The 15,610-nt window shown below is 34.6% G+C and carries 12 protein-coding genes; 5 read left to right on the forward strand and 7 right to left on the reverse strand.

The window, feature by feature from the left end; translation table 11 throughout:
* Window positions 1-78: 78 nt before the first annotated feature.
* The gene (locus JN168_RS12960) at window positions 79-855 is read right to left on the reverse strand and encodes a PhzF family phenazine biosynthesis protein (protein WP_279525953.1); all 777 of its coding nucleotides are present in this window, start codon (window positions 853-855) and stop codon (window positions 79-81) included.
* 197 nt (window positions 856-1,052) lie between these two features.
* Here JN168_RS12960 and bioD point away from each other — a divergent pair, with 197 nt between their 5' ends.
* Genes bioD through JN168_RS12980 form a run of 4 tightly spaced genes read left to right on the forward strand, consistent with a single transcriptional unit; the run spans window position 1,053 to window position 4,917 of the window.
* Window positions 1,053-1,730 carry a dethiobiotin synthase gene (gene bioD, locus JN168_RS12965; RefSeq protein ID WP_325972386.1) on the forward strand — a complete coding sequence of 226 codons (678 nt, stop codon included), beginning with the start codon at window positions 1,053-1,055 and terminating at the stop codon, window positions 1,728-1,730.
* On the forward strand, window positions 1,717-3,066 hold the full coding sequence (bioA, locus tag JN168_RS12970) for an adenosylmethionine--8-amino-7-oxononanoate transaminase (RefSeq protein ID WP_279525954.1): 1,350 nt from the start codon (window positions 1,717-1,719) through the stop codon (window positions 3,064-3,066). Before bioD ends, bioA begins: the two co-directional genes overlap by 14 nt.
* Window positions 3,067-3,099: 33 nt before the next feature.
* Complete coding sequence (locus tag JN168_RS12975; protein ID WP_279525955.1) at window positions 3,100-4,233, forward strand: aminotransferase class I/II-fold pyridoxal phosphate-dependent enzyme; 1,134 nt, start codon at window positions 3,100-3,102, stop codon at window positions 4,231-4,233.
* Between the two features lie 3 nt (window positions 4,234-4,236).
* Window positions 4,237-4,917, forward strand: a complete 681-nt coding sequence (locus JN168_RS12980; RefSeq protein ID WP_042737655.1) for a 6-carboxyhexanoate--CoA ligase — start codon at window positions 4,237-4,239, stop codon at window positions 4,915-4,917.
* Between the two features lie 460 nt (window positions 4,918-5,377).
* Here the strand turns inward: JN168_RS12980 and JN168_RS12985 are convergent, their stop codons facing one another.
* Both JN168_RS12985 and JN168_RS12990 read right to left on the reverse strand, forming a co-directional pair.
* Window positions 5,378-6,751, reverse strand: coding sequence for an LLM class flavin-dependent oxidoreductase (locus JN168_RS12985; RefSeq protein WP_279525956.1), 1,374 nt, complete (start codon window positions 6,749-6,751; stop codon window positions 5,378-5,380).
* A 96-nt stretch (window positions 6,752-6,847) separates the two neighbouring features.
* Window positions 6,848-8,407 carry a BCCT family transporter gene (locus JN168_RS12990; RefSeq protein ID WP_279525957.1) on the reverse strand — a complete coding sequence of 520 codons (1,560 nt, stop codon included), beginning with the start codon at window positions 8,405-8,407 and terminating at the stop codon, window positions 6,848-6,850.
* A 387-nt stretch (window positions 8,408-8,794) separates the two neighbouring features.
* Here JN168_RS12990 and JN168_RS12995 point away from each other — a divergent pair, with 387 nt between their 5' ends.
* On the forward strand, window positions 8,795-10,192 hold the full coding sequence (locus JN168_RS12995) for an amino acid permease (RefSeq protein ID WP_279525958.1): 1,398 nt from the start codon (window positions 8,795-8,797) through the stop codon (window positions 10,190-10,192).
* A gap of 557 nt (window positions 10,193-10,749) precedes the next feature.
* Here the strand turns inward: JN168_RS12995 and glcP are convergent.
* From glcP to cysC, 4 genes are all read right to left on the reverse strand, one after another.
* Complete coding sequence (glcP, locus tag JN168_RS13000; RefSeq protein ID WP_042737659.1) at window positions 10,750-12,102, reverse strand: glucose transporter GlcP; 1,353 nt, start codon at window positions 12,100-12,102, stop codon at window positions 10,750-10,752.
* A gap of 491 nt (window positions 12,103-12,593) precedes the next feature.
* Entirely contained in the window at window positions 12,594-13,211 is a 618-nt protein-coding gene (locus JN168_RS13005; protein ID WP_232155290.1) for a phosphatase PAP2 family protein, read from the reverse strand.
* A gap of 379 nt (window positions 13,212-13,590) precedes the next feature.
* A complete protein-coding gene (add, locus tag JN168_RS13010; protein ID WP_232155289.1) occupies window positions 13,591-14,571 on the reverse strand; it encodes an adenosine deaminase in 981 nt (326 codons plus the stop codon).
* Between the two features lie 417 nt (window positions 14,572-14,988).
* A complete protein-coding gene (gene cysC / locus JN168_RS13015; protein WP_042737663.1) occupies window positions 14,989-15,597 on the reverse strand; it encodes an adenylyl-sulfate kinase in 609 nt (202 codons plus the stop codon).
* Between the last annotated feature and the right edge of the window lie 13 nt (window positions 15,598-15,610).

Genomic DNA, 15,610 nt, shown 5'->3' on the forward strand with positions numbered 1-15,610 from the left:
TCAATAATAAAAAGCAGTAATTTCCTCAACGAAAATTGCTGCTTTTTCTATTACAATTAAACTTCTGATATGAATCATTTAATCAATATATAATTCACTGATTGCAAACAATGTTGCTTTGCCTGCTAATGTCAATGCCCCATCTTTATATGTAGCATAAATACTCCCACCACGTGCCGATGCTTGATAAGCGTTAATCGTTTCTTTATTTAATTTTTCAGACCAATAAGGAATAATATGACAATGACCTGAACCACAAACTGGGTCTTCGTCCACATTTAACTTAGGTGCAAAGCTTCTAGATACACAATCATAATCAGTACCTTCAGCTGTTACTTGTAGTAACAATCCATCTAATTCAGCTACTTTCTTTAAATCTGGTTTTAAGTCAATAACAGACTTTTCATCATCTAGTACACATAGCAGGTCTCTGCCCTTAAACACTTCACGAGGTCTCACACCTATTGACGCTTCAATTTCGTCTAATTGATTTACGCTTTTTAAATCATACGGAGGAAAGCTCATCTCATATAGTTCATCATTTCTATTTACTATCAAATCACCACTCATCGTTGTAAACGTTACTGTAGATAATGAATCATCATAATAATTCATTAATACATAGGCTGTAGCTAAGGTAGCATGTCCACATAAATCAATTTCTCCACCGGGTGTGAACCATCTCAAATGATATTTATCGCCCTTTCTAACTGCAAATGCCGTTTCTGATAAATTATTCTCTTTAGTAATTGCTAACATAAGTTCGTCATTTAAACTTTTCTCTACTATACATACGGCAGCAGGATTTCCACCAAATATACTATCACTAAATGCATCTACTATATATTGTCTCATACACACCCTCCTTTGAATTATCCACTATTTTAGAACAACTCATTTAAAAAATAAAGCATCACTTAGATTCACCGTAAACTGAACGGTTTATCAAGTTTCAACATTTTTAAATGTAAACTAATTTTATTTTTAAGTTTACAATTAGGTTGGAATCGTTTTATGATACCCATAAGACACAAATTAAAAAGAGGTACAACATGAATATTTTTATTACAGGAACAAATACAGATATAGGTAAAACTTATATCACAACGCAACTATTTAATTTATTACAAAATGCAGGCAAGTCAGTAGTAATTTTCAAACCCTTTCAGACTGAAGAAATTGGATTAGGATGTTATCCAGATTTAGAGGTCTATAAAAATATATGCGGCCTTGAATATGAAGAGACATCGCTTTATACATTCAGAGATCCAGTATCTCCACACCTTGCCTTCAAGCTAGAGCCAAATCAACGATTCAGTCGAGATAGTATAGTCACTAAATTAGCCTATTTAGAACAGCGGTATGACTATATTTTGATTGAGGGGGCTGGAGGAATCGCTGTGCCCATTTACGAAAATAATGATTACTGTTATATGACCAGTGATTTAATACGCGACACCGCAGATTTCATCGTTAGCGTAGTACCTTCAAAACTTGGTGCCATTAGTGATGTAATTGTCCATCAATCTTATTTGGAACAGTGTTCACTACCCACTAACGTAATAATCATGAACCATTTTAGTAATACAGCAATTGAACAAGACAATAAACATACACTTGAAAAATTACTTTCTAAAGCTGTATTCACTTGTGAAAGTCATAAGCAGAATCTGGAATCTTCAAAACAATTATTAGCAATATTAGAAGGAGCGATTAATGATGAACAATGAACAACTTGTAGCTAAAGATTTGAATTATGTATGGCATCCCTTTACTCAGATGGGTGTTTACAGAGAATCAAAGCCTATTATTATAAAGAAAGGTCGTGGAAGTTATCTATACGATACAAATGGTAATAAATATTTAGATGGTTATGCCTCACTGTGGGTAAATGTTCATGGACACAATAATAAGCAACTCAACCGTGCCCTACAACGACAACTAAAACAAATTGCACATTCTACTTTATTGGGTTCCTCAAACATTCCATCAATTGAATTGGCCGAGCAACTCGTTGACATTACCCCCCAATCTTTACAGAAAGTGTTCTATTCAGATACGGGTAGCGCTGCTGTTGAAATCGCAATTAAAATGGCATACCAATATTGGAAAAATTTAGATACCATACAATATGCCAAAAAGCGAAAGTTCTTAACATTACATAATGGCTACCATGGCGATACATTGGGAGCAGTTAGTGTTGGCGGTATCGATACTTTCCACCAAATATTTGAGGATTTAATTTTTGAAAATATTCAAATAAGCAGTCCATCATTGTATCAAAGTACTTACGAAACGGAAGAAACAATGACCAAAGCTATTCTCGAAGAAATAGAAGCTATACTGCAACAACAAGCTGATGAAATTGTTGGTTTTGTTATCGAACCACTTATTCAAGGTGCTACTGGCCTTTTCGTGCATCCTCATGGATTTCTCAAAGCCGTAGAACAGTTATGTAAACAATATAATGTATTACTAATTTGTGATGAAGTCGCAGTTGGCTTTGGTAGAACCGGAACAATGTTTGCTTGTGAGCATGAACAAGTTGAACCAGATATTATGTGTTTAGGTAAAGCTATTACTGGCGGTTATTTACCATTAGCAGCAACACTTACCTCTCAACGAATATATGATGCGTTCTTAAGTGATGCACACGGTGTTAATACCTTTTTCCATGGTCATACATACACGGGGAATCAACTTGTTTGTGCAGTCGCTTTAGAAAGCCTCAAATTGTATAAACAGAATCATGTTATACAGCACGTTCAAAAGACTTCAAAAATATTGCATAATTACTTGCATAAACTTGCAAACCATCCACACGTGGGAGACATTCGTGGCAGAGGATTAATGTATGGCGTTGAATTAGTAGCTGACAAAGCAACAAGACAACCTTTATCTATAGAGAAAGTAGAAAGCATAATTGCTGAATGTAAGGCATGTGGTCTGATGATTCGTAACTTAGAACATGTCATTACTTTTGTTCCTATTCTCACTATGTCTAAAAAGGAAATTAAAAAAATGGTACGCATCTTTACCAAAGCATTAACCACAATACTTGATTAAATGATGATCATTACACAATTGTTTACAAAGAAGGTGAGTAGAATTTATTTTGAATCACAACTAAACACACTAAAGCAATACAAAACCTTTAGACACTTAAACAATGTCGAGTACGTATCCAAAAAACACATCACAATCAATGCAAAAACCTATATCAATTTCACCTCAAACGACTATCTAGGATTGGCACAATTACCAATCAACGTCAATCAACTCAATTATTATTTGTCGTACTATGGCATTAACTATGCAAGTTCTAGATTAGTAAGTGGTAATTCACAACTTTACCACAATATTGAACGATTATTCTGTTCACATTATCCGTTTGAAGATGCTTTGATTACAAATAGTGGTTATGAGGCAAATTTAGCTATATTCAATATATTCAAAGATCAGGATGTCATAGTATTTTCGGATGCTAGAAATCATGCCAGCATTATCGATGGCATTAAATTAAGTGGCTTATCCAAGCGCATTTATCCTCATTTGGACTATAATGGGTTAGATCAACAGCTCAGTCTGCATCCGACCACTACAAAGCTCATTGTTACTGATAGCATCTTTTCGACGCACGGAACTATGGCTGACTTGCAACAAATCATAACACTAAAAAAACGTCACCCTAACACATATATTGTGGTAGATCATGCACACGGTCTAGGCTTAAATCTTTACGATACATTAGAGGGTATTGATATTTTAACAGCCAGTTTATCTAAAGCACTAGGTACACAAGGTGGCATTATTCTGTGTTCTAACACAGTTAAACAACTCCTTGTAAATTTAGCAAGACCCCTCATTTATTCAAGTGCACTTCCGATATTTAACCTATACCAAATTGAGCGTAACTTACATTACTTATGCGCCCAATCATACAGAGCAACTAAATTAGTTCACTTGAGTAAATATTTCAATCGTTTAGCCAAAGATAAAATGAATACGCAGAATTGTCATACACTTTCACCTATAAAGCACATTGAATTTGACAGTTATAAAGACGCAGAAACCATTTATGAACTGTTACTAACAGAGGGTATATTGGTCAGTTATTTCCGTTATCCAACCGTTGATAGGCCCATGCTACGGATTTCATTATCTTATTTTCATAATGAAGATGACATCAAGCTATTATTACAACTATGCCATAATCTAACCAAAGGAGACTAAATCATGTACAGCATTAAGATGCGTTCAAGCCAACAAAGTAAACATATTAGTGGTGCCGAAACGATTTGTGATGAACCTGCGATTGCCGATGTACTCCTTCGTTTTTTTAACAAGGGCTTTTATCACGAAAATGGCGCTATTGATTTCCTTAATTTAAAAATTGAAAAAGTAACACGTCCTTTAACAACTATTCAAAGTTTACCTATATACGACAACAATGACACTATTACAAATCTAGCTTCACAAGTTCATATTAACGCAGAAATTTTGCAAAAGGCATGGTCTTATATTGAAGACGCTAACAATTACAGTGGTGCAATCATCTTATCAGTTCATAATGGGCAACGTCTTGATGATACTGGCCTACGTGGCATCCGTGTAACGCGTTTTATGTTTGAAACACAACATAATTATAACGATCGAATACAAGATGCTATCACAATTGCATCTTGTATTAATCAATTTCCAGGTGTTATTGCAGAACTTTGTGTCTCCGACGATTTAACATATACGACAGGTTACTTTGCTAGCACATCAACTGGCTACCAGCGTATTAAAAATATAAAGCAAAAAGGTTCTAGAAATGGTGGTAGAATCATCTTCGTCGACAATACAATCAACTTAGAAGCATACCGTAATTATTTAGAGATTTTACCTAAAAAAGTAATTGATACCAAAGCTTAATAATCTAACTTTTATCACTTTATCTGATACAGAACTTACATTGTGTTTGAATAGACAAAGCCGTTTGGGAGATTAGTCTTTCAGACTAAAATAAAGTCACTAATTTTTACTGATAAATGATTTGTAATTTTACTTAAATCTTCATTACTTAACTCATTTTTCATTTCTTGTTTTATCTCAAGGATGATTTCTGTCTCAATTAATTCATTATAAAGCGTCTTAGTTTTTGTAGTAATAACATATAAGAGCTGTGTATTATATGCGCGACACTTGAGGGAGTACGATGCGTGTCGAGACCGAGACTCGACCCAGACCCTTGGTAAGCGAGTGATAATAATACGCAGTATTGATATCAATAACAAGCCCATCAAAGAATTTTGATCTTTGATGGGCTCAATGCTGGGTATTTATGTCCCAGACGCCTTTTGTGCTTTTATTCAATCTTAGAAATCATTCGACTTTAATTTGGGATCTTCTTGTTTCTTTGTGCAGGATGTGAATATTTAATATGTTGCTGTCCTTTGCCATATAAATTTTCACGCAATGTAGTCCCTTCATATTCCGTTCTATATAGTCCCCGCTCCTGTAAAATGGGAATAACTTCATCGATTAACTCTTCAAACGTACCAGGATTATATGCTTGAGTAATATTAAATCCCGCTGCACTACCTTCTATGGCCCATGTCTCAAATTGATCAGCCACTTGTTCCTTCGTTCCTATAAATATAGCTGCACCATTACCAATACAATGATGTTTCAATGCTTCTTTAAACGTCCATTTTCGTGTGGTGTCCTTAGCATAATAATCTAAGTCAACTTGAATCGCGTCTGTTTGAATATCTTCTACATAATCATCAGGATCAATATGTGAGAGATCGATACCTGTATGCCCGCTTAATAACGTAGCGACACCTTCATGACTCACATACGACTCTAACATCTTAAGCTTTTCATAGGCCTCCGCTTCCGTCTTACCCACAATTGGTAACACCATCGGAAAGACTCTAATATCACCTCGCTCTCTACCATATATTTCAGCTTTTTCTTCCATTTCAGCTACAAATCGTTTCAAATCTTCCAATGAGTTGTGCTTCGAAAATACAGCTTCTGCATGTTTTGCAGCAAAATGCTTCCCCTTTGTTGAGGCACCAGCTTGAAATAACACCGGTGTACGTTGAACAGAAGGCTCAACAAGATGAGGGCCATCAATATCAAAGTATTGACCATGAAACTTTACTGTATGCACTTTTTGCGGATTAGCATACGTATCTGTTGCAGCATCTTGAACCACTGCTCCATCTTCCCAACTCTCTTCCCACAATTTATATGCTACCTCTAAAAATTCATCTGCACGATTGTATCGTTCATCCTTTGATAAACGCTCAGGCAAACCCAAGTTCACCGCTTCACTTTTCAAATAAGATGTCACAACATTCCATCCTATCCGCCCCTGTGTTAGATGATCTAAAGTAGATAGCTGACGCGTCAAACTATAAGGTTGACTATATGTGGTAGAAATTGTGGGTACGAAACCAATATGCTTAGTGGCCGCTGCCATTGCAGATACCAATACTGTCGGCTCATGAGATGGTAATTGTACAGCGTATTTCGCTGACGTATCAAATGAATTATTATAAGTATTATACGTTCCTAATACATCTGCAATAAAGACAGAATCAAATTTACCTTTCTCTAATGTTTGAGCCAAATTAATCCAAAAATCCAAGCGATTGTGCTTTGTGCCATGATCTTTTTCATGCTTCCATAAACCAGATGAATATGGCGATGGTGAATTTTGTACAAAAGCATTAAAATGTATTTTTTTGTTAGCCATCATGTACCGCCCCTTTTATACTTTAATTTTTAAATAACATTTTATTATTTGAATATTCAGTCTTTTGATGTCGTACTTCGTCTCTCCTAGCCCCAATCATTCAGTTTCAACTTCTTGTGTAATATCCAGCTTCTGCTCAGAATGGTGTGTTTCAATCGTGGTACTGCGTTGAGCAGAATGATCTGTCCTAAGTACTTTAAAAAATGAAATAATCATAAGTATTATAATGAGTGAAAATGGCAATGCTGTAATAATCATGAGATTTTGTATCGATTGCATCCCACCAGTATAGAACATAATAATTGCAAAAAATGCCAATATGACACCCCAACTCACCTTTATGAATCCCGTTGGATTAAGCGAACCTCTTGATGTCAACATACCTAATACATATGTGGCTGAATCTGCTGAAGTAATAAAAAAGATTGCTACCACAATAATCGTTAAAATACTTAACGTAAATCCAAATGGAAAGTGCTCTAACACTGCAAATGTTGCTGTTTCAGTATTAAATGATGATATTTTAGCAATATGATTGGATTGTAAGTATAGTGAGGCACCTCCAAATACTGCAAAAAATACAAAGCATATCAATGCAGGCACAAACAACACACCTAATATAAATTCTTTAATCGTACGCCCTCTTGAAATACGTGCGATAAATATACCAACAAATGGCGACCAGGCAATCCACCACGCCCAATAAAACAACGTCCAATTTTTCATCCAAGAAAATCGTTTATCCTGTGAATCTAGTGGTAAAGTTAAACTCATTTTCAAGAAATCCGCCATATAATTTCCTAATGTATTGGTAAACATATTAAGTATGTATAAGGTAGGTCCAACGATAAATACAGCAATCAAGATAACAACAGCAAGAATCATATTGATATTGCTCAAATGTTTTATACCTTTACTAATGCCAGACCAAGCCGAAATAGTGAAAATCACTGTAGCCATAATGATAATAAAGGTCTGGACAAAGAGGTTAGACGGTACATCAAAGAGAAAATTTAGCCCATCATTGATTTGTGCAGTACCAAAACCTAATGTTGCTGCCACACCTGTAACCGTTGCAATGACTGCCAATATATCACTCACGTTACCGACATAACGTTGTATACGCCCCTCACCTAACAACGGTCTTAACATCGTACTAACTAATCCAGGGTAACCTTTATAGAAACTAAAGTACGCAAATACGAGCGCCACGATGCAATAAACTGCCCAGGCATGTATACCCCAATGAAAAAATGAGTATTGTAATGCAGATGCTATAGCCCCTTTCGAACCTTCTTTGTGTTCTGGAGAAAGAATAAACGCATCACTGATTGGTTCAGACGTCGTCCAAAATACTAACCCCATGCCCATACCTGCACAAAATAACATTGAAAACCAAGATACTAACGAAAATTCTGGTTGTTCATCTGCCTTGCCCAATTTAATATCCCTATATTTTGAAAATAATAAATATAAACACAACGCTAGAAAAATAACGATCAAAATAAGATAATACCAACTAAATTGAACCGCAATATATTGAGTCAAAGCAGTGGTAAACGTTTCAAATTGTTTCGTAAAAATTGCTCCATATAAAATAAATGCCGCACATATCGTAATAGAGCTAAGAAAAACAATGTTATATTTTACTTTCATAATACCTCCTTCGGCCTTTTAAACCTAAATCTAAATTATTAAGTTCAGCTATATAACAACATAATAAATCCACCCTTTTATTCCGATTGGTTTACTATGTTTTAATGTACGATACACTACTCCCAATAGGCTGTCAATCGAATTTATGCTTTTTATATAATTAATAAGATATGATTCCCCATTGATAATTAGCGGCACACACCCACATTTCAAGCTTTCTCAGCACCTATCTCTACATAATAATAATCTTTATTAGCTTTTAATTATTATTAATTGATAATAAATTAAAATTATATTATTTAATTAGTTAAAATTTGCAATAAAGTTATTTTTGAAATATTATAGATGATAATTACTTACGTCTTTGAACACAAAGGAGTCATGTTAATGTCAGATCACCTTCAAAGGGGTTTAAGTAATAGACACATTCAGTTAATTGCAATTGGTGGTGCAATCGGCACCGGTCTATTCTTAGGATCAGGTCAGACTATATCATTAACTGGATCATCTATTATTTTTACATATTTAATAATCGGTGTAGTTCTATTCATGTTTATGCGGGGACTGGGAGAATTATTACTGAGCAATTCAAGATATAAATCATTCGTAGATATTGCCAATGATCAGTTAGGTCCATACGCTGGTTTCCTAATTGGTTGGACTTACTGGATGAGTTGGATTACTTCAAGTATGTCAGATTTAACTGCTATGGGTTCCTATGTCAGTTATTGGTCTTCTAATATACCAAACTGGCTTACTATTTTATTTATTGTGCTGTTATTAATGGCTTTCAACTCTTTAGGCTCTAATTTATTTGGAGAAATCGAATTTTGGTTCTCTATGATTAAAATAATTACGATTATTGTATTAATCGTCGTCGGATTATCTTTTATTATCTTAGGATTTAAAACAAACCATTCAACTGCAAGCTTTACGAACTTATATGACAACGGTGTCTTTACACATGGCGCATACGGTTTCTTGATGTCATTCCAAATGGCGGTTTATTCATTCATTGGTATTGAATTAATTGGGGTTACAGCTGGAGAAACGAAGAATCCTAACGTCTCTATACCACGTGCCGTCAATAGCGTGCCTATTAGAATCTTATTATTTTATATTGGATCTCTGATTGTTATCATGTCTATTACACCTTGGGACCATATTTCAGCTGATAAAAGTCCATTCGTACAAGTATTTGCACTCATCGGTATACCATTTGCAGCAAGTGCGATTAACTTTGTAGTATTAACTGCTGCTGCATCTGCTACAAACAGTGGTATCTTTTCTGATAGTAGAATGTTATTCGGTTTAGCCCAAGATAAACAAGCACCTGCAATTATGGGTAAGACAAATAAACACGGCGTACCTCATATTGCAATGTTTATTTCAACATCAATATTGCTTGTTGCAGTGATGTTAAACTATATTTTCCCAAATACGATACAACTGTTCATTTATATTACAACGATTTCGACAGTGTTGTATTTACTCGTATGGATTCTCATTATTGTTTCTTATATAAAGTACGCTTATACGCATAAAGAAGAACATAAACAGAATGTTTTTAAATTAAAAGGCGGCTTTTTATCGGGTTATGCCGTACTTGCATTTTTCTTTTTTGTATTCGTATTATTATTCTTTTCTGATGATACTAGACGCGCTGTATACTTCTTGCCTATATGGCTACTCGCAACAGCACTAATGTACCTGAAAATTAAACGTAAAAAAGAACAAAGCAACCAAGAAAACTTAAATAAAGAAACAGCTTTAACAGATAAATAGTATTTAAAAATAACATCTACACTCAATATAAACAGAGTCATGTTATAACCTTTATACATAAGGCACCTCGTTCATTTACTAAACTAAAAGAACGAGGTGCCTTATTTTTTGGTATTTCAATACAATTATCATTACTTTTGCACAGTATTTTGGCGAGACTCCTGAGAGAACAGGACGAGCTGAAGCTGTCCCCTAGGAAAGCGAGCCAACAATACCATATATTTGAATACAAAGAATAGATAAGTTATCTGTCCATTTGATGATTTATGTCTCAACACAAACACTATACATTTAATATGTGCGTCCTAAAGTATTTCAATATGAAATCATAATTTCTTACAACGTATTTTGGCGAGACTCCTGAGGGAACAGGACGAGCGGAAGACTACAGGCTGAAGCTGGCCCCTAGGAAAGCGAGCCAACAATACCATATATTTGAATACAAAGAAGCACTCAGATCAATTGAATTCAATCAGTCTGAGTGCTATTTTTCTAGAGTTTAGCCAATAGGCTCTCTAAAACTATAAAAAATAACTATGGAACAAATACCTTATTTATCAAATTTCTGAAGGATTAGCTCCTGAAGTCTTTTTACGTAAATCATATTCAATTTCTTCTAAACTACGTCCACGTGTTTCCGGTAAGTATTTAATTACAAAGATCATTGCTAACACACCAATAATTGCAAAAATCAAGAATACCCATTCTGTACTTAATGCTCCATTTAATACTGGGAAAAGTTGTGCAACTAATAATGTACCAAAGTTAAGCACTAAAGCAGCCATACCTGTCGCTGCACCTCGCGCTCGCATTGGGAACATTTCTGGTAACATAACCCAAAGAATAGGTCCCCAAGTTAATCCAAAGAATACGATAAACAGTGATAAACAAATAATAATGATAATTGCAGACGATTCAATCCCAATCGTCCATATTAAGATGGCCATTATTAATAATGAAGCAATCATTCCTATATTACCTGTAACTAATAATTTCTTACGGTCAATTTTATCAGCGATAAATACAGCTATAATCGTCACAATCACATTGACTGTACCAATACCGACAGTTCCTAGAATAGACGTTGCTTCACCTAATCCTGCCTTACTAAATATTGTAGGTGCATAGAAGATAATCGCATTGATACCGACAATTTGTTGAAATAGTGCAAATACACAACCAATAATTAACGTCGGTCTAAGCCATGGCGATTTTAAAATTGCCCATGTTGACTCAGATACTGCTGAAATTTCTCTCATCTCTTTAATTTCTGTATTGATTTCTTCTTCATCATTAAACGTAATCTTCATCACATCACGCGCTGCTTGTTCGCTACGATGTTCCAATAACCATCTCGGACTCTCTGGCATAAATGCAATTCCTACCAATAAGATGACAGAAGGTACTACAGCTAAACCAAGCATCCATCTCCACCCTTCCATATCTGAAAAAGCAAAATTAACGAGATAAGCTGCTAATATACCAATCGTAATCATTAACTGGTTTAATGATCCTAATGAACCACGGTATTCCGTTGGCGCCATCTCCGATAGATATACAGGTACTGTTGCCATTGAACCACCAACAGCCAAACCAATAATTAATCTACCCAATACTAAGATAGGCATATTAGGCGTAAATGCCATAATTAAAGAACCAACAATATAAACGATAGCAATCATTAACACCAGTCGTCGTCTACCAATTTTATCTGATAGCGGTCCACTGCTCCCTGCACCAATAATTGCACCTACTAACATAGATGCTACAACGAGCCCCTCAGTAAAGCTATTCAATGGAATATCATCATGTATAAATAATAACGCCCCAGATATGACACCGTTATCATAACCGTATAACAAGCCACCTAGCGCTCCCAAAATAAATATTAAACTTTTATTTACTTTCACTTTATTACAACCCCTTCAAATTTATTATTTTATTATAATCTTATTTTGAAAGCGTTTCAAATAGAAATTTACTTTTCTTTCATTTTAATTCGATTTTTAACTATATATACATTAGTAACTAATATGATTTAATGTAATTGTTCCTATTTGCATTAGTTACTATTAAAAAATATCTAACAATTAAATTTAGATTAGCCTTCTGAAGAATTTGAAGAAACATTGACAGCCAAAGACTGCGTTAAAGATGTATCACGAAAACACACTCAAATAATATGAATCCTTGTAAAAATAAAGAATCTGAGCCATAAATACCCAGCATTAAGCCCATCAAAGATTTTTAATCTTTGATGGGCTTGTTATTGATATCAATACTGCGTATTGTTATTACTCGTTTACCTAGGCGGCTGAGGCGAGACTCGGTATCGACACTCATCCTACCCTCTCAAGTGTCTCAGAAACAACACGCAGTTCTTATATGTTATTACTACGAACTAATAAATGTTATGTGTTTGTGCTGATTTATTTAGAAATGACTGGTTAAAACGTTCATCGCTCTGACGCGCAATTTGTAAAGCTTGGATCATCGCCCATAATACAAACAAACTGCCAATCGTATCCGTAAAATAATGCGCTTGTAAATAAATTCTAGAAATCATGATTGAGATAATAAGAACTATGCCGATGACATATAAAATGCTATTACGTTTCAACAATAGAACCAATGTCACTAACAAGCAAACACTTAACACATGCATACTTGGAAAGCTATAGCCATCTATCGAAACGCTCGGTCTCGGACGTTGGATGATATTTTTTAAGAATGTGCCAATTAACAAGACACAGAAGCACCAAAATCCATACCACCAAAATTTAAATTTATTTACAAAAAACAACACAGCTAAAATCAATAATATGAGTATCAAACAATTTAATGGTGAAAAAACATCCGAAATAATGTGTAAGTAACGTTCCACAACATCATTAGTGAATGTGTGATGTAACGAACGATACACAAATCCATCTAAATTATTCGTTAAATTGAGATGAATACAAATCATTAATACTAATAAACATAAGCTAGGCGGTAGTATCTTCCAATAATTTTGCATGTATTTCTAATTCCTTTCCTACTCTTAAGTTGTCATTTTAGAGATACGCTACACCTTTGCATAGCAAACGTTAAAATGAAACAGTACACTGCTTATCCTTAGATAACATGAATATGATTCATAAGATAAAACAGCTTATATAATATTGCACTTAAATTCTAGTAAAACAGAATATTACTACAACCTCAATCGTACTTTAGGACTACCTAAATAAATAGTGCATATCTATGCATAGAACGCATATACATACAAAATTTATACACTGTCAAATCGTTGTCTTTTTGTATTATTATTCTGTCTACTGTATATAAAACGCCCCCTTCTTTACGCTACAACAGCGAAACAAGGGGGCATTTATATCAGATTAACTTACGTACGATTAGCTCATTAATTTACTTTTTATATGTTGACGTTCATTTTCAGGTAAAAAGGCAAAATTAATTGCGTTTTGATTAATTGTTTCGATTTGATCTAACGTAATCAAATGATGCTCCAACAATAATTGGTATTCTTCATTTAAACTCGTCTGCGTCACGGTACGATTATCTGTATTGATCAAGAATGGGATTTCCTCTTGTAATAAGTAAGGCAAATTCAAGTCACTTAAGTCTTGTATCGCTTTGGTTTGAATATTACTTTTGGGACACATTTCTAAAAGAATATTTTGCGCTTTTACTTCTTGTAATGCTACCTCATCTTGATTTATTGCTACACCATGGCCAATACGTTTTGCGCCTAATCTAATCGATTCCATCACATTATGCATACAACCACATTCACCTGCATGTAAAGTTAAATTAAAGCCTTTATTCACACCGTATTCAATCTGTGTTTCAATTGTATTTGGTGGAAATGGTGCTTCTGGCCCTGCAAAGTCAATCCCACAGACAAATTGACTATTTCGTTGTTGTAAATAATCAAATAGCACTGTATTTACTGTTGCGTCTTGCTGGCGCATCGCACAAACCAGCAGATTCACTTTGATACCCGTCGAGGCAACAGCCGTCTCTACACCTGCTTCTACCGCTTCAAATATCTCTGGCAATCCAAGTCCTTTTTCCATATGTAACATTGGTGCAAAGCGAATCTCTATATATTTTACATTGTCACGATCAGCTTGGTTTACAACATCAACTACTGCTCGTTTCAAGCTATCTGTCGTTTGCAATACTTTTAATATTTCATCAAAACATTGCAGATACTCATCTAGACTTTCACATGCTTCACTAACTATCAAATTGTCCTCGATTAGTGGTATTTGCTGTTCAGCAGCTAATTGTTTAATCAAGCCACTACTTACCGACCCATCTAAATGGCAATGCAATTCTACTTTAGAAATGTCTTGAATGCACTTTTTCATCGTCATAACCTTCCTTACTTGAAAGTCATCATCTATAATCATTTATCACAAATGGTATAACTTATTCAAAATTTATTGATATACTATAACATTTTGAATAAATTATTTCTATACAAATGATAATTCATTATAATTTTGTGCAAATTTAACCTCATCCTAAAGCTTGCGTAGTCGCAATTAGCACACAAAGTGCTACCAATGCGCTTATGCATAATACGACGCTTATCTTTAACTCTTTTAAAAAGTGTTTACGGTGTTGTCCTTTATTCACAAGGACTATACCCACTGTCGCACTGACAACCAAAATCACAAGAAAAATAACTGCGACAAGATTTAACATTGCCATATCAGTCAACGCTCCATTCACGATTCAAATCATTTTTTATGTCATACATTGATTTCTTATTATCATCACATTTATTTATTTTTAATATAAGCATGTGATTTTAAGTAAGAAATGATATAACGTACAGATTCCTCAACACTATTTTGTTCCGTATCAATAACAATTTCAGGATCAATCGGTTCTTCATACGGTGCATTGATACCAGTAAAGCCTTGAATTTCACCATTTCGTGCTTTTTGATAAAGGCCTTTCGGGTCTCTCGCTTCACACTCATCTAAACTACATTTTGTGTAAACTTCAATAAATTCATCATCTTCTAGCAAGTCACGTACAGCATCTCTATCTTCTCTGTATGGAGAAATAAATGCCGTCACTGTAACTAATCCTGCATCTACCATAAGTTTGCCAACTTCACCAATACGGCGAATATTTTCCTTACGATCTTCTGGACTAAAGCCAAGATTATTATTTAAACCATGACGAATATTGTCACCGTCTAAACGATAAGTTTGTACTTGTTGTTTAAACAGTTCTTGTTCAAGTGCCACAGAAACTGTAGATTTACCAGACCCGGATAAACCTGTAAACCAAATCACTACGCTTTTGTGTTTGTTTCTATGTTGTCTTTCTACTTTTTTCACTTCTGAATCGTGCCATGTAATATTTTTAGATGTACTCATCATTAAACTCCTT

Origin of the sequence: Staphylococcus gallinarum, assembly GCF_029774255.1 — a bacterium.
In the GTDB taxonomy this organism is placed as follows: domain Bacteria; phylum Bacillota; class Bacilli; order Staphylococcales; family Staphylococcaceae; genus Staphylococcus; species Staphylococcus gallinarum.